The organism is Algiphilus aromaticivorans DG1253 (assembly GCF_000733765.1).
GTDB classification, from domain to species: domain Bacteria; phylum Pseudomonadota; class Gammaproteobacteria; order Nevskiales; family Nevskiaceae; genus Algiphilus; species Algiphilus aromaticivorans.
Genome location: NZ_JPOG01000001.1, coordinates 3,328,589 through 3,348,179 on the forward strand (window position 1 = coordinate 3,328,589; position 19,591 = coordinate 3,348,179).

Here is a 19,591-nt window from a genome sequence, read left to right on the forward strand (position 1 = left end):
GCGCCTCAGCGCCGGAAGACGAGTAGATTCTGCACGGCCATGCCGAAGGCGCCGCGGCCGTCGAAGAGGGTAGAGCGCGTCTGGCCGATGCCGCCGGGCTCCACGCGGGTGTGGGCCTCCAGCCCCACCCACTCGCCTTCCGGCGGCCGGCGCATAAAGACCGTGAGATCGCTGTTGGCGAAGGCGTAATCGGCGAAGGGCGTCTCCCAGCTCAGGCCATTGCCGAAATCCGAGGCCGCGCAAGCGCGCATCGTCGGCGAATCGGCGCGATCGCCGATCAGCGGCATGGCTGGGCGCAGCCAAGCCGTGGCCGGCCCAGGACTATCGTCGCTGCCGCCGGCAACCAGGATCTGCATGCCGGTGGCGTGGAAGGCGGGGCGGTCCGGCATGCCGCCGAAGCCCGCACGCTTGCTGCAGGCCTCCGGTGGCGGCACCTCCGTTGCTGCGGGCTCGGCACCGAAGGCGGGCACCGCCTGCACATCACCGCGGCGATGCATCAGCGCCACGGCTTCCGCGGCGACCCGCTCGTCGGCGTCCAACAGGCTCAGGCGCAGGCGCCGCACCGAGCGGCCGCCTTCGGCGCGAACGCGATAGCGCAGCTCCTCCATCGGCACCGGCCGCGGTAGCTCGAGGCTCAAGCGCAGCAACTGCCAGTCGCCCGTCTCTTCGGCCATGGCCTCCTCGGCCAGCGCTGCCATCAGCGCCGCCGGCACGCCGCCGTGCTGAGCGTCCTCGCGCCAAGGTCCGGCAGCGTGCTCCGAGGGCTGCACACGATCGCCGTCGCGCCGCAGGATCGCGTTCTCAGGCATCAGCGATGTCCACGATCACGCGATAGCGCGCCTTGCCGTCGCGCAGATGCTGAATCGCGTCGTTGACGCGCGCGACGGGGAAATGCTCGGTGGTGGGGGCGATATCGTGCCGGGCCGCGAAGTCGAGCATGTCGGCGATGGCGGCCGGACTGCCGGTGGGCGAGGCCGAGACGCTGCGCTGCGCGCCGAGAAGCTGGAAGACCGTCACCTGCACCGGCTCCAGCACCGCGCCCACGAAATGCAGCCGCCCACGCGGCGCCAGCGCGCTGATGTAGCGCTTCCAGGGCAGCGTGGCGTTGACCGTCACCAGAATCAGATCGAAGCGTCCGGCGCAAGCCTTTAGGGCGGCGTCGTCGGTGGAGTCGACCACCTCGTGCGCGCCCATCTTCCGGGCCTCCTCGGCCTTGGCGGGCGAGGAAGTAAAAGCGGTGACCTCGCACCCCCAGGCGCGCGCGAACTGCAGCGCCAGATGCCCGAGTCCGCCGATACCCACGACTCCAACGCGGTCCGTGGGGCGGATGCCGAATTCGCGCAGCGGCGAAAAAACCGTGATGCCGCCGCAGAACAGGGGCCCGACCTCGGCCGGGGCCAGCGCTTCCGGCAGTGGCGTGACCCAGCGCCAGTGCGCGCGCACGGCCTCCGCGAAACCGCCGTGGCGGCCGATGATGGTGCCCTCGACGCTGGGGCAGAGGTGGTGATCGCCGCCGGTACATGGGCGACAGTGCAGGCAGCTGCCGGCGATCCAGCCAAGACCCACACGCTGGCCGACTTCCAGCCCGCGCGCGTCGCGACCGAGCGCGCGCACGCGCCCCACCACCTCGTGGCCGGGCACCAGCGGGTACTGACTCTGGCCCCATTCGTTGTCGAGCATCGACAGATCGGAATGGCAAAGGCCGCAGTGCTCGACAGCGATCTCGACGCCGTCGTCGGCCAGTGGGCCGGCGTCGTACTGCCATTCCTCGAGTGCTCCGCCGGCGGTCTGCGCCGCCCAGGCTCGGATCTGGGTCATCCCTGGCTCCTCATCGAATTCGCGCGCAGCATAGCCCGCTCGCTTGTCAGCTGCGTCATCATGGCGCCCCCGAGGGAGATCGCACATGAGCAATACCGAGCTGTCCGGCCGCACGGCCCTGGTCACCGGCGCATCCAGCGGGCTGGGTGTCGACTTTGCGCGCGAGCTGGCGGCGCGCGGCGCCGACCTGGTTCTGGTGGCGCGGCGCGAGGATCGCCTGCGCGCAGTCGCCGATGCGTTGAAGCGGGATTTCGGCGTGCAGGTCAGCATCGTTGCCGCCGACCTCTCCGACCCGGCCACGCCGGAGATGCTGCACCAGACTGTCGGCGCGCAGCATCGCATCGACATTCTGGTCAACAACGCCGGCCTCGGGGTCTTCGGCCCGGAGCTGGACATCGACTGGGCGCGCAGCCGCCAGTTGCTACAGGTCGACATCGTGGCTCTGGCGCATCTGAGCAAGCTCTTCGGCCGCGACATGCGACAGCGGGGTTGGGGCCGCATTCTGCAGGTGGCGTCCATCGGCGCCTTCCAGCCGGCACCGAGCTACGCGGCCTACGCCGCGGCCAAGGCTTTCGTGCTGCATTTCGGCGAGGCGTTGAATGTCGAGCTGCGCGGCAGCGGCGTCAGCTGCACGGTGGTCTGCCCCGGCGTCGCGGCCACCGAGTTCCACGATGTGGCCGGGCAGAAACACAACGGCTTCATCCGCCTGACCATCATGCCGCCGGCGCGCGTCGCCGCGGCGGGGGTGCGCGCCATGCTGCGCGGCCGCTCTAGCGTCGTGCCCGGCTGGATCAACCGGCTGATGGTCTTCGCGGTACGCTTCACCCCGCGCTGGCTGCAGGCGCGTGCCTCGCAGCTGTTGATGCGCAACTGATGCTTCGGAGGGGACGCATGCAGAAAAGAAGGATTCTCGGGGCGATGCTGCTCGGCGTCGCTGCGACAGCTGGTGGTCACGACAATGAAGTGACGCCGCGTGCCGAGCGCGAGCGCGCGCAGGTGCTGCAGGCCGAGGGCCCCCAGGACACGCGCGGCGTCAGCGCCATCGAAGCACTGGGCGCAGTTTCGCTCGCCGGCGAGATCCCCGACGACAGCGATCGCGTGTTACGCACCCGCGAGCTGACCATCGCGCCGGGCGGCATCGTCGCCGTGCACCAGCACCAGCAGCGCCCCGGCGTGGCCTACATCCTGGAAGGCGAGATGGTCGAACACCGCAACGACCGCGACGAGCCGGTGCTGCGCCAGGCCGGCGACACGGCCTTCGAGCGCAGCGGCGTCACGCACTGGTGGGAGAATGTCGGCGACGAGCCGGTACGCGCACTGGTCGTCGACATCGTTCCGGCTGAAGGCGAAGAGCAATGAGCGCGCTGCCGATCACCACCGGTTACGCCACCCTGCTGGCGCTGCTTCTGCTGGTGCTGTCGATGCGTGTCGTCGACGGACGCCGGCGCTTTGGCGTCAATCTCGGAGACGGCGACAACGCCGCCATGACACGCCGCATCCGTGCCCATGCGAACTTCGTCGAGTACGTGCCGCTGCTGCTGATCCTGCTGGCCCTGCTCGAAGCCGCACAGCTACCGGCCTGGCTACTACACGCTTTCGGCACGACGCTGCTGGGGTCACGGCTTCTGCACGGCTACGCGCTGGCCTTCACCGAGCACTGGATGCCCGGCCGCTTCATCGGCACGCTGCTCAGCTTCATCCTGCTGGCGGTGATGGCGCTGTGCGGTCTCTACACGGCGCTGATCGGGACGTGAGCGCGCAGCCGCAACTGGCCGAGCATGTCATTGATCAGCTGGCCGACTGGGGCGAAGTGCGCGCCAGGCGCATGTTCGGCGGCGTCGGGCTCTTCCACGAGGCCCGCATGTTCGGGCTGATCTTCAGCGGCCAGCTCTATTTTCGGGTGGATCGCGCTGCCGCCGAGGCCGACAGCGAGCGCGCGTTCGGCTATCAGCGCGGCCAGCGCTGGGTACGGCTACCCTATCTGCGCATCGACGCCGAAGCCCTCGAACACCCGGAAGCGCTCGCTCGTCTCGCCGATGCGGCCTGGCTGGCCGCCGGCACCAAACAACGCACACGCAAAGGAGTATCGGCATGACATTCGATTTTTCGGGCCAGACGGTCTTCGTTGCCGGCGGCACCAGTGGCATCAATCTGGGCGTCGCCCAGGCCTTCGCACGGGCCGGCGCGCGCGTAGCGGTGCTTTCGCGGCGTCAGGAGAAGGTCGACGCCGCGGTGGAGGGCCTGCAGGGACTGGGCGCGGAGGCCGCTGGTTTTGCCGCCGACGTGCGCGATTACGAGGCCGTCGAAAAAGCCTTGGGCGCTGCCCACCAGCGCTTCGGCAACTTTGACGTTCTGGTCTCGGGTGCGGCGGGCAATTTCCCGGCCAAGGCCACCGGCATGTCGGCCAACGCCTTCAAGAGTGTGGTGGAGATCGACCTGCTGGGTACCTACCATGTGCTGCGCGCCGCGCACCCGTTGATGAAGAAGCCGGGCGGTTCCATCGTCAACATCTCGGCGCCGCAGGCCTTCCTGCCGATGAATATGCAGATGCACGTCTGCTCGGCCAAGGCCGGGGTCGACATGATTACGCGCGTGGGCGCCATGGAATGGGGCCGCGAGGGCCTACGCGTGAACTCGGTCGTGCCGGGCCCCATCGACGACACCGAAGGTATGCAGCGGCTGGCGCCCACCGAGGCGGCGCGCGAGGCCGTCATGGACAGCGTGCCCATGGGCCGCTACGGCAAGGCCAGCGAGATCGCCGATTGCTGCATGTGGCTGGCCAGCCCGGCGGCGGCTTACGTCACCGGCGCTGTCATTCCGGTCGATGGCGGCTGGTCGCTGGGCGGCGCGCAAGCCATGGGGCAGGGCTTCGAGCAGCTCGCCAAGCCGCAGTAGGCTTGACCGCAGCGGCCTTCTAGAGATAGGAGGAAAACAGCCAGAAGAAGGCGTCGCGCAGCCGCGTCGGCAGGCGCCGACCGTCGAGGTCGGCCGCCAGCAGACGCGGTGCGCTGGCCTCGACGCTGTCGAAATAGGCGTTCAGCCGCTGCGCCAGCGGCGGGTCGTAGCACTCGACCGCCAGCTCGAAATTCAGGCGCAGGCTGCGCGGATCGATATTGGCCGTTCCGATCAGCGCGTAGTCGGTGTCGACGACGAAGAGCTTGCTGTGCGCGAAGGGCGGTGGCTGCATATGCACGCGCACCCCCGCCGCGAGCAGGGCCAGAAGGCTGTGGCGGGCGGCCCAGTCGACGAAGCGCATATTCGAGCGCACTGGCAGCACCACGCTGACGTCAACACCACGCAGAGCGGCGGCCTCCAGCGCCGCACGCAGTTCCGGCGACGGCAGGAAGTACGGAGTCATGATGCGCACACGTTCCTGCGCGGCGGTGACGGCGCCAAGCAGGACGAAGGCGAGTTTGTCGAGATCGTCGTCGGGTCCGTCGGTAATCAGCCGTGCGACGCTGCCGCCTGCGACCTCGGCGGCCGGCGGCGGCAGTTCCAGCGTTTCGCGGGCCGCCATGCGCCAGTCCTCCGCGAAAGCCTGGGCGAGTTGATCGACGACCGGTCCCTGCACCCGGAAATGCACATCCGCGACCGGATGGCGGGCCGTCGTAACGGCGACGCGATGGTACTCGGCGATATTCATGCCGCCCGTGAAAGCGATCTGACCGTCCACAACCAGCAGCTTGCGGTGATTGCGCAGGTTGATGTGCAGCATGGGCGGGATCAGGCGCGGCGGCAGGAAGCGGGTGGCGCGCACACCGCGGCGGCGCAGCCAGAACACCGGGAAGGAAAAGCCGTAGAGCGAGCCCACACCATCCACAAGCACCCGCACGGTGACACCGCGCTGCACGGCTTCGGCGACAGCCGTCATGAACTGCCGACCGGTCCGATCGTTGCGGAAGATGTAACTGGCCAGCCAGACCGACTCGCGTGCGCCGGCGATGGCCGCAAGCATCTCGGGGTAGGCGGCGTCGCCGTTGTGCAGGGGCTCTAGGCGGTTGCCGGACTCGGCCGACCGATGGGTGAGGCTGTCGCCGACGCGCATGAGCGCCTTCAGATTGTCCGGCAAGGGCGGCAGCCGCTGCCGGGCGTCGGCTCGACTGGCCTCGGTCGACAGATCGAGCAGCAGCCGGGCGCGCCGTCGCACGCGGTTGATGCCGAAGAAGAAATAGAGCAACGCCCCGGCCAGCGGGAAAAGCAGACAGACTGCGATCCAGCCCCAGGCGGATCGCGGATCGCGCGCGTGCAGCAGTGCGTGGCCACCAGCCCAGAAGGCGGCCAGCGGATAAGCCGCCGCCGCAATCCAGGTGAGATATCCGGTGAGCGTCGCCGCGTCCAGAGCCACGCTCAGCTCCCGCCCAGACGCAGCTGGATTGCCAGCGGGGCATGATCCGAGAGGTGCAGCGGCAGGGCGTCGACGCTGAGCAGTTCAACGTCCGAGGTGTGCAGCACCTGGTCCAGCGCGCGGCGCGGCTGCCAGCTCGGGTACGTCTTCGGAGCGTGCGCGACCGGCATGAATCCGCGGGCTCGCAGTGCCGGGTGCGCGCGCAGAAAATCCGAGCCGCTGTTGAGATCACCCATCAGCACCGTGCGCTGCTGGGTTCCGGCGAGGTCCGCCAGATAATCGAGCTGACGACGGCGGTCGCGCGCCCCGAGGGAGAGATGTGCAGCCACCAGGGTCAGATCGTCCCATTCCGGCCCGAAGTGCAGACGCATTGCCGCCCGCCCGGGAATGCGGGCCGGCAGGATGTGCGATTCCTGCGCCGTCGGCTCCACACGCGACAGCCAGCCGTGGCAGTGCTTTGCCACCGGTTGCAGATCACGCGTGACGATGTAACCGCAATGATTGAAGCCAGCGCGCTCTGCTAGGAACTCGATCTGGTTCGTCGCGCGCGTGCGCAGGCTACCGGCGTCGGCCTCCTGGATGGCAACAAAGTCGTAGTCCGCGATCAGCTCGGCGATGCGCTCGAGATTGGCCTGTTGGTCGCGCGACGGCCAGAAATGACGCCACGCACCGCTCACCATGTGCCCGTAGTCGCGCGTGTGCAGCCCGACCTGGATGTTGTAGGTCAGCAGACGCAGCGACTTGTCGACAGATTCGGCCATGGGCCGATTCTACGCAGGCAGGGCGTGACGGTTAGCACGCCAAGAAGAAGGACCGCAGATTACGCAGATTCCCGCAGATCATTCAGGACTCTGGTGGCGCTGACTTTATCAGCGCCACCAATGAACAATCCCCTTAATCTGCGAAATCTGCGGTTTTGCCCCGCCGCTAGTCCTCGGGCTCGTAGGCGAGGTTCGGCGATAGCCAGCGCTCGGCCTCGCGCTGCCCCCAGCCCTTGCGCTTGGCGTAGTCCGCGATCTGGTCGCGGTTGACGCGGCCGAGCACGAAGTAGCGGGAATCCGGGTGCGCAAAGAAGAGACCCGACACCGACGCGCCCGGCCACATCGCCATGGACTCGGTGAGCTGCATGCCGGTGTTGTTCTCGACGTCGAGCAGATCCCAGATGGCCTGCTTCTCGGTGTGCTCGGGGCAGGCCGGGTAGCCGGGGGCCGGACGGATGCCCTGATACTTCTCCTGGATCAGCGCGTCGTTGTCGAGCTTCTCGTCCGGAACATAGCCCCAGAACTCCTTGCGCACGCGCTGGTGCAGGCGCTCGGCGAAGGCCTCGGCCAGACGATCCGCCAGCGATTCGAGAAGGATGGCGTTGTAGTCATCGTTCGCCTTGCGGAACTCCTCGCATTTCTCGGAGCTGCCCAGACCGGCGGTGACGGCGAAGGCACCGACGTAATCCTTGAGGCCCGTCTCCGCGGGGGCGACGTAGTCGGACAGCGCCCGGTTGGGCACACCCTCGCGGTGCTCGGACTGCTGGCGCAGGCAGTGCAGGCGCAGCAGTTCGTCGGAACGCGATTCATCCGTGTAGACGGCGATGTCCTCGTTGTCAACCTGATTGGCCGGGAACAAGCCGATGATGCCGTTGGCGGTGAGCCACTTCTCCTCGATGATCTGATCGAGCATGGCGTTGGCTTCTTCGTAGAGCTTGCGAGCGGTCTCGCCGCTGGCCGGGTTGTTGAGCACATCCGGGAAGCGGCCCTTGATCTCCCAGGCATTGAAGAAGGGGCCCCAATCGATGCATTCGCGCAGCTCGGTCAGCGGATAGTCCTTGAAGACCTTGACGTACTCGGCCTTGTCGCCAGCCTCGCTGATGAGCTGCGGCACCGGCGGCTCGTAGCCCTCCCAGTCCGGCACGTCGCGGTTGGCGCGCGCCTTGTCGATGGGCAGCAGCTTGTCGGCCTTTTCCTTGCCGGCGTGGCGCTCGCGCAGCTTCTCGTAGTCGGCCTTCAGCTCTTCGAGCATGGCGCCGCGCTCGTTCTTGTCGAGCAGCTTGGCCACCGTCGGCACCGAGCGCGAGGCGTCCTTCACCCAGACGACCGGGCCGTGATACTTCGGCTCGATCTTGACGGCGGTGTGCGCGCGCGAGGTGGTGGCGCCACCGATGAGCAGGGGAATGTCGAGGCCCTGGCGCTCCATCTCCTTCGCGAAGTGCACCATCTCGTCGAGGCTGGGGGTGATCAGCCCGGAGAGGCCGATGATGTCGGCGTCGTGCTCCTTGGCGGCGTCGAGAATCTTCTGCGCCGGGCACATCACGCCCAGGTCGATGACCTCATAGTTGTTGCACTGCAAGACGACGCCGACGATGTTCTTGCCGATGTCGTGGACGTCGCCCTTGACGGTTGCCATGATCACCGTGCCGTTGTCGGAAGGATCCTCGCCCTCCTCCTTCTCGGCCTCGATGAAGGGAATGAGATAGGCCACGGCCTTCTTCATGACGCGCGCCGACTTGACCACCTGCGGCAGGAACATCTTGCCGGCGCCGAAGAGATCGCCGACGACACCCATGCCGTCCATCAGTGGGCCCTCGATGACCTCGATGGGCTTGCCGCCGTTGGCGGAAATCTCGGCGCGCAGCTCCTCGGTGTCTTCCTCGGCGTACTGGTCGATGCCCTTGATGAGGGCGTGCTTGATGCGCTCGCGGGCATCATTCTCGCGCCAGGCCAGGCGGTCGCCCTGATCGGCCTCGGAGGCGTCGCCCTTGTACTTCTCGGCGAGCTCGAGCAGCTTCTCGGTGGCCTCCTGCGGATCCTCCTTGCGGTTGAGGATGACGTCCTCGATGGCGTCGCGCAGCTCCTGCTCAACGTCCTCGTAGACCGTCAGCTGGCCGGCGTTGACGATGCCCATGTCCATGCCCGCCTTGGTGGCGTGGTACAGGAAGACCGAGTGGATTGCCTCGCGCACCTTATTGTTGCCGCGGAAGGAGAAGGAGATGTTCGATACGCCGCCCGAGATATGCACGTGCGGGCAGTTCTCCTTGATCCAGGCACAGGCTTCGATGAAATCCAGACCGTAGCGGGCGTGCTCCTCGATGCCGGTCGCTACCGCGAAGATGTTCGGGTCGAAGATAATGTCCTCGGGCGGAAAGTCCAGCTTCTCGGTGAGCAGCTTGTAGGCCCGGCCGCAGATCTCCTTGCGGCGCTCGAGGTTGTCGGCCTGGCCGTCCTCGTCGAAGGCCATGACGACCACGGCCGCGCCGTAGTGGCGGCAGAGGTTAGCCTCGCGCAGGAATTTTTCCTCGCCCTCCTTCATCGAGATGGAGTTGACGACGCACTTGCCCTGCAGGCACTTCAGGCCGGTCTCTATGACCTCCCACTTCGAGGAGTCCACCATCATCGGGATGCACGAGATGTCCGGCTCGGAGGCCACCAACTGGCAGAAGGTGCGCATGGCCTCGACACCGTCGATCATGCCCTCGTCCATGTTGATGTCCATGATCGCCGCGCCATTCTCGACCTGCGAGCGCGCGACATCCAGGGCGGTGGCGTAGTCACCGTCCTTGATCAGGTTGCGGAACTTGGTGCTGCCGGTGATGTTGGTGCGCTCACCGATGTTGATGAAGCCCTTGTCCTTGGTGACATTCAGCGGTTCGAGACCGGACAGCCGCGTGATCGGCTCGTGCGCCGGGGGCACGCGCGGCTTGATCTCGCGCACCGCGTTGGCGATGGCCTCGATATGGCTCGGCTGCGTGCCGCAGCAGCCGCCAACGAAGTTGATGAATCCGGCCTGGGCAAACTCGGCGACGATCTCGGCGGTTTCCTCCGGCTCCTCGTCGTACTCGCCGAAGGTGTTGGGCAGGCCCGCGTTGGGGTAGCACGACACATTGCAGTCGGCGAGCTTGGAAAGCTCCTCGATGTAGGGGCGCATATCGCGGCCACCCAAGGCACAGTTCAGGCCCACGGCCAGCGGCTCGGCGTGACGGATCGAGTTCCAGAAGGCCTCGGTGACCTGACCGGAGAGGGTGCGGCCGGAAGCGTCGGTGATCGTGCCCGAAATGATGATGGGCAGCTTGATCTCCTTCTCCGCAAAAACGGTATGCGCGGCGAAGATCGCCGCCTTGGCGTTGAGCGTGTCGAAAATCGTCTCGATCAGGATCAGATCGACACCACCGTCGATGAGGCCGTGAATCTGCTCGCTGTAGGCCCGGACCAGCTCGTCGAAGCTGGTGTTGCGCTTGCCCGGGTCGTTGACGTCCGGGCTGATGGAGGCGGTACGGTTGGTCGGGCCGACGGCGCCGGCTACGAAGCGCGGACGCTCGGCGGTGGCACGCGAGTCGGCCGCCTCGCAGGCGAGCTTGGCCGCTTCCACATTCAATTCGTAGGCCAGCTCCTCCATGTGGTAGTCGGCCATCGAGATGAACTGGCAGTTGAAGGTGTTGGTGCCGATGACGTCGGCGCCGGCATCCAGATAGGCGCCGTGCACCTCCTTGATCAGTTCCGGCTGCGTCAGCACCAGCAGGTCGTTGTTGCCGGCCAGATCGGACTCCCAGTCCTTGAAGCGCTCGCCGCGGTAATCGGCCTCGCCCAGCTTGTAGGACTGGATGCGCGTTCCCATCGCCCCGTCGAGCACGAGGATCCGCTCAGAAAGGTGCTTGCGGATTTCCTCTTCGGTGTGGCGGGTACGCTGGGTCTGACGTGGGTCGTCCATTATCTTCTTCAGTACAGATGAACCGATGATTATATCCTGTTATCCGGATAAGCGGATACCCCTAAGCCGGAATCAGTTCGGATCGAGACATCGTCCGCGTAGCCAGTCGGCCACCGCAGCGCCCGTTCCGCCGGGCCATGGGCGCAGTTTCTCCGGCGCGATGCGGCGGTAGTCGTCGAGCTCCTCATTGAGCCGGATCTCGCCTTCCGCGCGCACGTGATAGGCGATGATGAGCTGGTTCATGCGCGCGAACTCGTAATGGCCGACGAAGGCCTCGACGCGACCGGCCAGCGCCAGCTCTTCTTCAACCTCTCGCAGCACGCCCTGTTCGGGCGTCTCGCCAGCCTCCAGAAAGCCGGTGATCAGCCCGTACCACTTGGGCGGCCAGCTGCGGTTGTGGGCCAGCACGATGTGGCCGTCGTGCTCGACGATGGCAGCCACAACCGGCGTCGGATTGTTCCAGTGGATGTAGCCGCAGCTCTCGTCTGTGCAGACGCGGCGCAGTGCCTCGCCGCGCTCGGCGTCGATCAAGGGGGCGGCGCAATGGGGGCAGTAGCGAAAGACCGCCGTCATGCCGGCACCGCCACGAAGCGATTGTCCTGACGCATGGCAATACCGTCGTCGCCGGCGATCGTTATCGCCACTTCAACCGAAGCGCGCTCGCCACGCGTCAGAGCTTCGCGATATGCCGCAGCGGCCTCCGCCTGCCAGCCCGCTTCGGCGATCAGATCCGCATGCAACGGGCGCTGATAACGGCTACGACTGTCGGCAATGACGATGTTGCGTGTACGCGGCTCCGCCGTCTGGCCGGCATAAGCCAGCAGCCAGCCGGTAACGATACCCAGTAGCGACAGGCTGCCGCCGAAAGCACTGCCGTGGTGGTTGCCATTGGCGACCAGCGGGAGCATGGCGCGCACCCGATCGGGCGCCACCTCCAGCACGCGCAATCCGGCGTAGGCGAGCAGCGGTACCTGCCCGTGGAGCATCTCGGTGGCATCCTCGGCTTGCATGGGCCTAGCTTAGCGCGACGCGCGCCGTGGCTATTTTCCGATGCAGAAACGGCTGAAGATGGCGCCGAGCAGATCCTCGTTGTCGGCACCGCCGGTGATGCGGCCGAGCGCCGTATGCGCGGCGGCCAGTTCGGCGGCGGCGATATCCAGATCCTCGCGGGCATCCAGCGCTGCGGCGGCTCGTGCCAGCGCCGTTCCGGCATCGCTCAGCGCCTGCAGGTGGCGCGCGCGGGCGCTGAAGGGGGGCTCGCTCTGCTGCAGGCCGGCGAGTGCACGGATGGCATCCAGCAACGCTTCGATACCCTGGCCGTCGCGCGCGCAGATGCGCACCGAGCCGTCAGTGCGCGCTCCGGCGGGCCGGCCGCTGAGATCGCATTTGTTGCGCACACGCAGAAGCTGCTGGCCCGGCGCCAGCTCGGGGGGTGGCTCGGGCTCGGCGGTGTCATCGAGGAGCTGAAGCACGACATCGGCTTCCTGCATGCGGCGATAGCTGCGCGCCACGCCTTCACGCTCGACGCGATCCTCGGTTTCGCGCAGGCCGGCGGTGTCGACCAGGCGCAGCGGCATGCCGTCGAGCAGCAGATCGTGGACTAGCGGGTCGCGCGTAGTGCCGGGGACATCGGTAACGATGGCCAGATCCTCGCCGCACAGGCGGTTGAGCAGGGTGGACTTGCCGCTGTTGGGCGCGCCCGCCAGCACCACCGTCAGGCCCTCGGCCAGGCGCGCGCCGCGCGCAGCTTCCCCGCGCAGCTGCTCGAGATCTTCCCGCACCGTGTGCAGCCGCGGCAACACTTCGCCGCGCGCGAGCCAATCGACGTCCTCGTCGGAGAAGTCCAGCGAGCCTTCGATCTGCACGCGCAGATCGAGCAGCGCCTCGGCCAGCGCCGTCACCTGCGTCGAGAAGACGCCGGCGAGGCTGGCGCGCGCCGCGCGCGCGGCGCTGAGACTGGAGGCCGCAACCAGATCAGCGACCGCCTCGGCCTGGGCGAGATCGAGCTTGTCGTTGAGGTAGGCGCGCTGGGTGAATTCTCCGGGGCCGGCGCGGCGCGCGCCGGCCTCACAGGCCGCCTTGACGATGCCCTCCATAAGCACCGGCGCACCGTGGCCCTGCAGCTCGACGACATCCTCGCCCGTGAAGGAGTGCGGGCCGGTGAAGACCAGTACCAGTGCCTCGTCTAGCGGCTCGCCGTCGGCGTCGCGCAGGCTGCGCAATGCCGCCTGGCGCGGCGGCGGCAGCTTGCCGCAGAGTGCGGTGGCAACCGCGAAGGCCGCCGGCCCCGAGATGCGCACCACGCCGACGGCGCCTCGGCCGCCGGGGGTGGCGATGGCGACGATGGTCTCGCCGCGCATACGCGTATCAGGCCTTCTTGCGGCCCAGACCCTCTCGGTCGAGCTTGCGGTTGATGAAGTACTGCTGGGCGATGCTGACGAGGTTACTGACGAACCAGTAGAGCACCAGGCCGGCCGGGAAGAGAGTGAAGAAAGCCGTCAGCATGATGGGCATGGCCATCATGATGCGTTGCTGCATGGGCTCCATCGTCGCCATCTGCCCGGAGAGCTTCTGCTGCAGCCACATGCTACCGCCGAAGAGTACGGGCAGTACGTAGTAGGGGTCCGGCGTCGACAGATTGGTGATCCAGCCGATGAAGGGCGCCTGGCGCAGCTCGACCGATTCCAGCAGCACCCAGTAGAGCGCGATGAATACCGGGAACTGGACGAGCATCGGCAAACAGCCACCCAGCGGATTGAAGCCCTCTTTCTTGTAGAGGTCCATCATCGCCTGGTTGAGCTTCTGGCGATCGTCGCCGTAGCGCTCGCGCAGCTCCTGGATGCGCGGGCCGAAGTGGCGCATCTTGCCGAAGGAGCGGAACTGCGCCTCCGACAGCTTGTACATCGCCATCTTGACCAGCAGCGTCAGCGCGACGATGGCCCAGCCCCAGTTCCCGAGCAGGCTGTGAAGCAGATCGAGCACCCAGAACAACGGCGCCGACAGCGGCGTCAGAATGCCGTAGTCGATGGTCAGGCCGAGGCCGGGTGCGATGTCGTCGAGCTCCTTCTGCAGCTTCGGGCCAGCGAAAACGCGCGATTCGAAGGTTGCGCTGGCGCCGTCGGGAACCGTCTCGGTACTGCCGACGATTTGACCGAGATAGCCCCAGCGACTGCTGGGCTTTGCCGTGAAGCGAAGCGCTTCGTCCTGCGGCGGTAGCGCAGCGACAATGAAATAGTGCTGCATCATCGCCAGCCAACCGCCGTTCTGCTGGACCTGCAGCGGTTCGTCGGCGACATCGTCGAAGTCGATCTTCTCGAAGCCGTAGCGGCTACCGCCGTCGCGCGCCTCGTAGAAGCCGTAGCCGGTGAATGTGGGCGCGAAGGGGGGCTGATCGCCCAGGGTATGGTCGTTGCGCCAGAGCTGAGTGAAAGGCGAGGCATCTATCGAGGCGCCGCTGTTGTTGATCACCTCGTGGGCAACGTCAATGACATAGCTGCCGCGGTGAAAGCGCAGACGCTTGATGACGCGCACGCCGGTATCGCTTTCGGTCTCCAGCGTTACGGTGACGCTCTCCTCGCCTTCGCGCAGCCGGTACTGGCGCTGCTCACTGCGATATATGGATTGCTGCGTGGCGGGGTTGCCCTGCGGCGCCAGCACGCCGCTCTGCACCACCGACCACTTCGGCCGGCTATCGTCGAGGATCGGCAGGGGGTCTGGGCGAGCCTCGGATTCCGGATAGTCGAGTAGCGCCAGATGCCGGATGTCGCCCCCGCGCAGGCTAATGCGCGCGCGCACGGTATCGGTGTTTACTCGGATTTCTCCGTCGCCGTCGGCCACCGGCGCAGCATCCTCTTGCGGCGCCGCGGACTCGTCGGCGCCCGGCGCCTGTGGCAGATCGTCAGCGGACTCCTGAGGCAGCTCGGATTCGGCAGCGAGCTCGGGCGGCAGCTCACCGGCGAGCTGCGCCTGATCCTGTTGCCACGCCTGATAGACGAAGAAAAGCAGGACACCAAAGACGCAGATGAGGATGAACCGGCGGTTTTCCATCTCGGTCAGCTTCTTGTGTGATGGGCGCAGTCGTGCGGCGCGTCCGGCACCGGATCAACTCCGCCTGGGTTCAGGGGATGACAGCGCAGAATCCGGCGCACCGCCAGCAGGCTGCCGCGCCAGGGGCCGAATCGTTGAACGGCCTCCAGCGCATAATGCGAACAGCTGGGCTGGAAGCGGCAGCGCGGCGGCAGCAGGGGGCTGATCAGTCGCTGATAGAGACGGATCAGCGTGACGATCACTGCTTCGACGAGGCGTCCAGGGCGCTCCATAGTTGCTCCAGGTCGGCGACGATTTCGCTATCGGGGCTACGTCCGGCACCCGGCCGAGCCATTACGACATACCAACCCGGGCGTGGGGCACAGCGCAGAAAGCTGGCGCGGGTGAGGCGCTTGATACGGTTGCGCCGCACGGCACTGGGTGACGCTTTGCGACTGATCGCCAAGCCAAGCCGCGCCGGGGACTGCGGTTGTGGCAGCGCGACAACCGTGCAGATGCGTCCCCGATGCCGGCGGCCGCGCTTCATCACCTGCGCGAACTCCCTTGGCAGTCGCAGGCGCTGCGGGCGCGGCGGATTCGTCAACTAGGGCGCGAGCCGCTTGCGGCCCTTGGCACGACGACGAGCGATAACACGACGGCCACCGACGGTCGCCATGCGGGCACGGAAGCCGTGCTTGCGGCTGCGGCGCAGACGCTTCGGCTGATAGGTTCTTTTCATCGGAATTTTCCGCGGGGAAAAAAGGCGCGCAAGTGTAATCGCGCGGACTGCCCCGCGGCAAGCGGACGACGCTGTGGATAAGCTGGCGACGCACCGCTAGACTGCGCGACCAATCCTACCGGTTACGTATCGTGGCAGCCGAGCTCTGGAACCGTTGCCTGCGCTTCATGGAGCGCGAGGTCGACGAACGCGACGTTATGGCCTGGCTGCAGCCGCTGCGGCCCCATGCTCAAGGCCAGCACCTTCGGCTGGACGCACCCAACCCGGCGGTTCAGGCGCGCGTGCAGCGCGATTTCCTGGCACTGATCGAACGCGCGCTGGCCGCCTGCGACAGCTCCGAGCGCTGGAGTTTCGAGGTCACTGTCGGCGGCGGACGCAGCAGCAGCGAGAGCACTGAGGCCCTCAACGGCGAAGGCGAGGTGGTCGTTGGCGCTAGCGCCGCAAGCCGCGCCGCACAGCGGCTCGACGACCGCTACACCTTCGGCAATTTTATTGAGGGCAAATCCAACGCCCAGGCACGCGCCGCCTCGCTGCAGGTCGCTGAGGCTCCGGGCGAACGCTTCAATCCGCTTCTGATCTACGGTGAGTCGGGCCTGGGCAAGACCCACCTGATGCACGCCATCGGCAATCACATCGGCAATTCCGGCAGCGGCAAGCGCGTGCTTTACGTCGGCGCCGAGAAGTTCGTTCGCGACCTCATCACCGCCATCCGCGGCAACACCACCGAGCAGTTCAAGTCGCACTATCGCTCGGTGGATGCCCTGCTCATCGACGACATCCACTTCTTCGTCGGCAAGTCGGGGTCACAGGAGGAGTTCTTCCACACTTTCAATGAGTTGCTCGACGGGCGACAGCAGATGGTAATGACCTGCGACCGCTATCCGGCAGAGCTGGACGGGCTGGACTCGAGACTGAAGTCGCGCTTCACCTGGGGCCTGACGGTCCCCGTCGAAGCACCCGAGCTGGAAACGCGGGTGGCGATCCTGCTGAACAAGGCGGAGGAACGGGGCGTGATTCTTCCTGAGCGCGTTGCCTTTTTCGTGGCGCAACGCGTTCGTTCGAATGTGCGTGAGCTGGAAGGAACCCTGAACCGCCTGGTGGCGAGCTCACGCTTCCTGGGCCGCGACATCACCGAGGATTTCGCTCGCGAGACGCTCTACGACATCTTCTCGAGCTACGAGCGGCTGGTAACCATCGACAACATCAAGCGGGTGGTCGCCGGCTACTTCAAGATCCGGGTTAGTGATCTCAACTCGGTGCGGCGCACGCGTACGGTTGCTCGTCCGCGGCAGATTGCCATGGCACTGTGCAAGGAGCTCACACAGCACAGCCTGCCGGAAATAGGCGCCGCCTTCGGAAAGGACCATACGACTGTCATGCATGCATGCCGCAAGGTACGCGAGCTGCGCGGCGACGACGCCCGCGTACGCGAGGATTGGGAGAATCTGCTACGTCAGCTCGGCGGCTAAGCGACTTCAACAAGCTGGGGGTAAGGGGGATGCAATAGTTGGGGATAAATCGGAGCGTGGCGCAAAAGCGCTTGTTATCCACAGGCATTCCCCACGCTTTACCAGAGAAGCACACGTAGTTTGAATGTTCATAAATTATTGAATACAAATAAATTTTTTGACTTACAAGCAGCAAAGACCGGCCCCAGCTACCATCACAGTTCTCTATTAAATAAAACAGTTTAGGAAAGACGAGCATGAAGATCGAGATCGCGCGGGATAGCCTGTTCGACGCGCTGAATGCAGTCGTCGGAGTAGTCGAGCGACGCCAGACCCTTCCCATTCTGGGGAATGTGTTGCTTCGAGCGGATGAGGACAGCCTGACGCTAGTGGCTACCGACCTCGAGCTTCAGCTGACCAGTCGCGTCCCCGTGACGGTGGTTCAGCCAGGCGCGATCACGGTGCCAGCCCGCAAGCTCTACGACATATGCCGTGGGCTGCCTGAAGGGGCATCAGTCGCACTTCAGGTGGAGGACGCGCGCGCTGTCATGAGTTCTGCAGGCTCTCGCTTCATCCTTTCCACGCTCCCGGCCGAGGAGTTTCCGGCACTCGAGACGGAAAGCGAGCATCAGACAGTACGTCTGGCGCAACGCGATTTGCTGCGATTGATCGACAAGACACATTTCGCGATGGCGGCTCAGGACGTGCGCTACTACCTCAACGGCTTGTGCCTGCACCTGTCGGATACCCGCTTGAAGGCAGTTGCCACCGATGGCCACCGCTTGGCCTTGAGTGAGTGCGATCTTCCCGAGCGCTTCGAGGACCGCCAGGTACTGGTGCCGCGCAAAGGAATCCAGGAGCTGCAGCGCTTGCTCGACGACAGCGAAGCAGAGGTTGCGTTGATGCTCTCTGGCAGTCAGTTGGCGCTGGAGCTGGGAAGCACAGCCTTCGTTTGCAAGCTCATCGACGGACGGTTTCCCGAATACCAGCGCGTTATTCCGGATCCGGAAGGCATGTATCTGCGCGCGGACCGGGAAAGGGTCCGTCAGGCGCTGGCACGTGCAGCGATTCTAGCCAACGAAAAGTTTCGCGGGGTCAGGTTGCAGATATCGGAGAACGAGCTGCGGCTGCAGACGCACAATCCCGAGCATGAGGAGGCGGAAGAAGTCGTTGAGGTGAGCTATGAGGGCACACCGCTAGAGATTGGCTTCAACGTGACTTATCTCCTGGAAGCCTTAGGTGCGATGGACGGCGAGAGCTTCTGCCTGACGCTGAAGGCCAGCGATGCCAGTGGCCTACTGACAGAGCCGGATGATGCTGACACCCGCTATGTCGTCATGCCGATGCGGCTCTGATTGACTGTGCGTCGCGCACGGTAAAGCGGCCGCCGCGCAGCGCGAGGCCGGGATGATTCTGAGTCAGTTACAGCTCCGCGGCTTTCGCTGTCTGGCGGATCAGGAGCTAGCGCTCCATTCACGGATGAACTGGCTGATTGGTGGCAACGCTGCGGGCAAGACCAGTGTTCTCGAAGCGGTCTATTGGCTGGGGCGCGGCAAATCATTCCGCACGGCGCGCGCCGCCCAGTGCATTCGGCGTGGAGATCAAGGCTGGCGTATAGCGGCAAGGCTGGAGCATGCGGATTGCCCGGCGGATCGGATCGCAGTGCGTTTCACAGGTCGCGGGCTGGAGCCGAGCTGTAACGATCGGGCCGAGACGGTGGTGGCTCAGGCGCGACGCGTGCCAGTGCAGCTTATCGAGCCCGGTCTTCATCGGGTTGTCGAAGACGGGCCGGGTTATCGGCGCCGCTTTCTGGATTGGGGAATGTTCCACGTGGAACAGGATTACCTACCGGTCTGGCGGGCTTATGCCCGCGCCCTCCGCCAACGCAACACGGCCTTGCGCGAACGTGCCGATGCAGCGAGCCTGGCAGCGTGGACGCAGGAGCTGGTTGCGCGGGGCGAAGCACTGGCAGCGATCCGTGAGCGCGGTATGGCGCGTTTGCGCGAGAAGTTTCAGGCCCGCGGCGTTGAACTCGGGCTCCCGGAGCTGGAAGTGGCGCTGTATCAGGGCTGGGATGAGGGTGCGACGCTGACGGAAGTGCTGGCGGCGCGCGAGGATCGTGACCGACGTTTGAGCGCTACCGGTAGTGGCCCGCATCGCGCGGAGCTGCGCTTCCGGATGGATGGCGAGCAAGCGCGCGAGCACATCAGTCGTGGGCAGCAGAAACTGCTGCTCGCAGCGCTAAGCCTCGCGCAAGCAGACGTCATTGTCGAGACCACCGGCGCCCAACCTTTGCTTCTGCTCGACGACTTCACCGCCGAGCTGGGTTCCGGTTTTCAGGCGCAGTTGGTTGCGGCACTGGCGGCGTATCCGGGCCAGAGCATCATCAGCTCGCTGGAACGGCCGGTGGCCTTGGTGGAGACGCTGCCCATGAGTATGTTCCACGTGGAACACGGGCGGCTGCAGGCCACCGCCTGATGCGGCCTTCGCCTGCCTCGGCGGGCTATACTAGGCGATCGT

The 19,591-nt window shown here is 65.9% G+C and carries 20 protein-coding genes; 8 read left to right on the top strand and 12 right to left on the bottom strand.

Features of this window, described 5'->3' with window-relative positions:
• Positions 1 to 5: 5 nt before the first annotated feature.
• Together U743_RS15495 and ahr are read right to left on the bottom strand one after the other, a co-directional pair.
• Positions 6 to 809, bottom strand: a complete 804-nt coding sequence (locus tag U743_RS15495; RefSeq protein ID WP_043769490.1) for a thioesterase family protein — start codon at positions 807 to 809, stop codon at positions 6 to 8.
• Entirely contained in the window at positions 802 to 1,818 is a 1,017-nt protein-coding gene (gene ahr / locus U743_RS15500) for an NADPH-dependent aldehyde reductase Ahr (RefSeq protein ID WP_043769493.1), read from the bottom strand. The genes U743_RS15495 and ahr overlap by 8 nt, the downstream gene beginning before the upstream one ends.
• 85 nt (positions 1,819 to 1,903) lie before the next feature.
• Between ahr and U743_RS15505 the strand changes: the two genes are divergently transcribed.
• The 5 genes from U743_RS15505 to U743_RS15525 are packed head-to-tail and all read left to right on the top strand — an operon-like array spanning position 1,904 to position 4,713.
• Positions 1,904 to 2,692 carry an SDR family NAD(P)-dependent oxidoreductase gene (locus U743_RS15505; RefSeq protein ID WP_043769497.1) on the top strand — a complete coding sequence of 263 codons (789 nt, stop codon included), beginning with the start codon at positions 1,904 to 1,906 and terminating at the stop codon, positions 2,690 to 2,692.
• 17 nt (positions 2,693 to 2,709) lie between these two features.
• Complete coding sequence (locus tag U743_RS15510) at positions 2,710 to 3,177, top strand: cupin domain-containing protein (RefSeq protein ID WP_198022076.1); 468 nt, start codon at positions 2,710 to 2,712, stop codon at positions 3,175 to 3,177.
• Positions 3,174 to 3,572 (top strand): MAPEG family protein, encoded by a 399-nt coding sequence (locus U743_RS15515; RefSeq protein ID WP_043769499.1) that lies wholly within the window; start codon positions 3,174 to 3,176, stop codon positions 3,570 to 3,572. The genes U743_RS15510 and U743_RS15515 overlap by 4 nt, the downstream gene beginning before the upstream one ends.
• The gene (locus tag U743_RS15520) at positions 3,569 to 3,913 is read left to right on the top strand and encodes a TfoX/Sxy family protein (protein WP_052368276.1); all 345 of its coding nucleotides are present in this window, start codon (positions 3,569 to 3,571) and stop codon (positions 3,911 to 3,913) included. The genes U743_RS15515 and U743_RS15520 overlap by 4 nt, the downstream gene beginning before the upstream one ends.
• The gene (locus tag U743_RS15525) at positions 3,904 to 4,713 is read left to right on the top strand and encodes an SDR family oxidoreductase (protein ID WP_408607407.1); all 810 of its coding nucleotides are present in this window, start codon (positions 3,904 to 3,906) and stop codon (positions 4,711 to 4,713) included. The genes U743_RS15520 and U743_RS15525 overlap by 10 nt, the downstream gene beginning before the upstream one ends.
• 19 nt (positions 4,714 to 4,732) lie before the next feature.
• Here the strand turns inward: U743_RS15525 and U743_RS15530 are convergent, their stop codons facing one another.
• The 10 genes from U743_RS15530 to rpmH all read right to left on the bottom strand — a co-directional run bounded on the left by U743_RS15530 (position 4,733) and on the right by rpmH (position 15,623).
• Positions 4,733 to 6,163, bottom strand: a complete 1,431-nt coding sequence (locus U743_RS15530; protein ID WP_198022077.1) for a phospholipase D-like domain-containing protein — start codon at positions 6,161 to 6,163, stop codon at positions 4,733 to 4,735.
• Between the two features lie 2 nt (positions 6,164 to 6,165).
• Positions 6,166 to 6,924: an endonuclease/exonuclease/phosphatase family protein gene (locus U743_RS15535; RefSeq protein ID WP_052368277.1), complete on the bottom strand. Its 759-nt coding sequence runs from the start codon at positions 6,922 to 6,924 to the stop codon at positions 6,166 to 6,168.
• A 166-nt stretch (positions 6,925 to 7,090) separates the two neighbouring features.
• Complete coding sequence (gene metH / locus U743_RS15540) at positions 7,091 to 10,858, bottom strand: methionine synthase (RefSeq protein ID WP_052368278.1); 3,768 nt, start codon at positions 10,856 to 10,858, stop codon at positions 7,091 to 7,093.
• 72 nt (positions 10,859 to 10,930) lie between these two features.
• A complete protein-coding gene (locus U743_RS15545) occupies positions 10,931 to 11,431 on the bottom strand; it encodes an NUDIX domain-containing protein (RefSeq protein ID WP_043769503.1) in 501 nt (166 codons plus the stop codon).
• Positions 11,428 to 11,868, bottom strand: a complete 441-nt coding sequence (locus tag U743_RS18360) for a YiiD C-terminal domain-containing protein (RefSeq protein ID WP_052368279.1) — start codon at positions 11,866 to 11,868, stop codon at positions 11,428 to 11,430. The genes U743_RS15545 and U743_RS18360 overlap by 4 nt, the downstream gene beginning before the upstream one ends.
• Before the next feature lie 30 nt (positions 11,869 to 11,898).
• A complete protein-coding gene (gene mnmE, locus U743_RS15555) occupies positions 11,899 to 13,218 on the bottom strand; it encodes a tRNA uridine-5-carboxymethylaminomethyl(34) synthesis GTPase MnmE (RefSeq protein ID WP_043769506.1) in 1,320 nt (439 codons plus the stop codon).
• Positions 13,219 to 13,225: 7 nt separating this feature from the next.
• Positions 13,226 to 14,905, bottom strand: coding sequence for a membrane protein insertase YidC (gene yidC / locus U743_RS15560; RefSeq protein ID WP_043769509.1), 1,680 nt, complete (start codon positions 14,903 to 14,905; stop codon positions 13,226 to 13,228).
• 5 nt (positions 14,906 to 14,910) lie between these two features.
• Positions 14,911 to 15,177, bottom strand: coding sequence for a membrane protein insertion efficiency factor YidD (gene yidD, locus U743_RS15565; protein ID WP_043769513.1), 267 nt, complete (start codon positions 15,175 to 15,177; stop codon positions 14,911 to 14,913).
• Complete coding sequence (rnpA, locus tag U743_RS19805; RefSeq protein ID WP_084191605.1) at positions 15,144 to 15,488, bottom strand: ribonuclease P protein component; 345 nt, start codon at positions 15,486 to 15,488, stop codon at positions 15,144 to 15,146. Before rnpA ends, yidD begins: the two co-directional genes overlap by 34 nt.
• Complete coding sequence (gene rpmH / locus U743_RS15570) at positions 15,489 to 15,623, bottom strand: 50S ribosomal protein L34 (RefSeq protein ID WP_043769516.1); 135 nt, start codon at positions 15,621 to 15,623, stop codon at positions 15,489 to 15,491.
• 128 nt (positions 15,624 to 15,751) lie between these two features.
• Between rpmH and dnaA the strand changes: the two genes are divergently transcribed.
• From dnaA to recF, 3 genes are all read left to right on the top strand, one after another.
• The gene (dnaA, locus tag U743_RS15575; RefSeq protein ID WP_043769519.1) at positions 15,752 to 17,092 is read left to right on the top strand and encodes a chromosomal replication initiator protein DnaA; all 1,341 of its coding nucleotides are present in this window, start codon (positions 15,752 to 15,754) and stop codon (positions 17,090 to 17,092) included.
• Between the two features lie 236 nt (positions 17,093 to 17,328).
• Positions 17,329 to 18,426 (top strand): DNA polymerase III subunit beta, encoded by a 1,098-nt coding sequence (dnaN, locus tag U743_RS15580; RefSeq protein WP_043769522.1) that lies wholly within the window; start codon positions 17,329 to 17,331, stop codon positions 18,424 to 18,426.
• Positions 18,427 to 18,478: 52 nt separating this feature from the next.
• Positions 18,479 to 19,549: a DNA replication/repair protein RecF gene (gene recF / locus U743_RS15585; RefSeq protein WP_084191606.1), complete on the top strand. Its 1,071-nt coding sequence runs from the start codon at positions 18,479 to 18,481 to the stop codon at positions 19,547 to 19,549.
• Positions 19,550 to 19,591 lie beyond the last annotated feature (42 nt).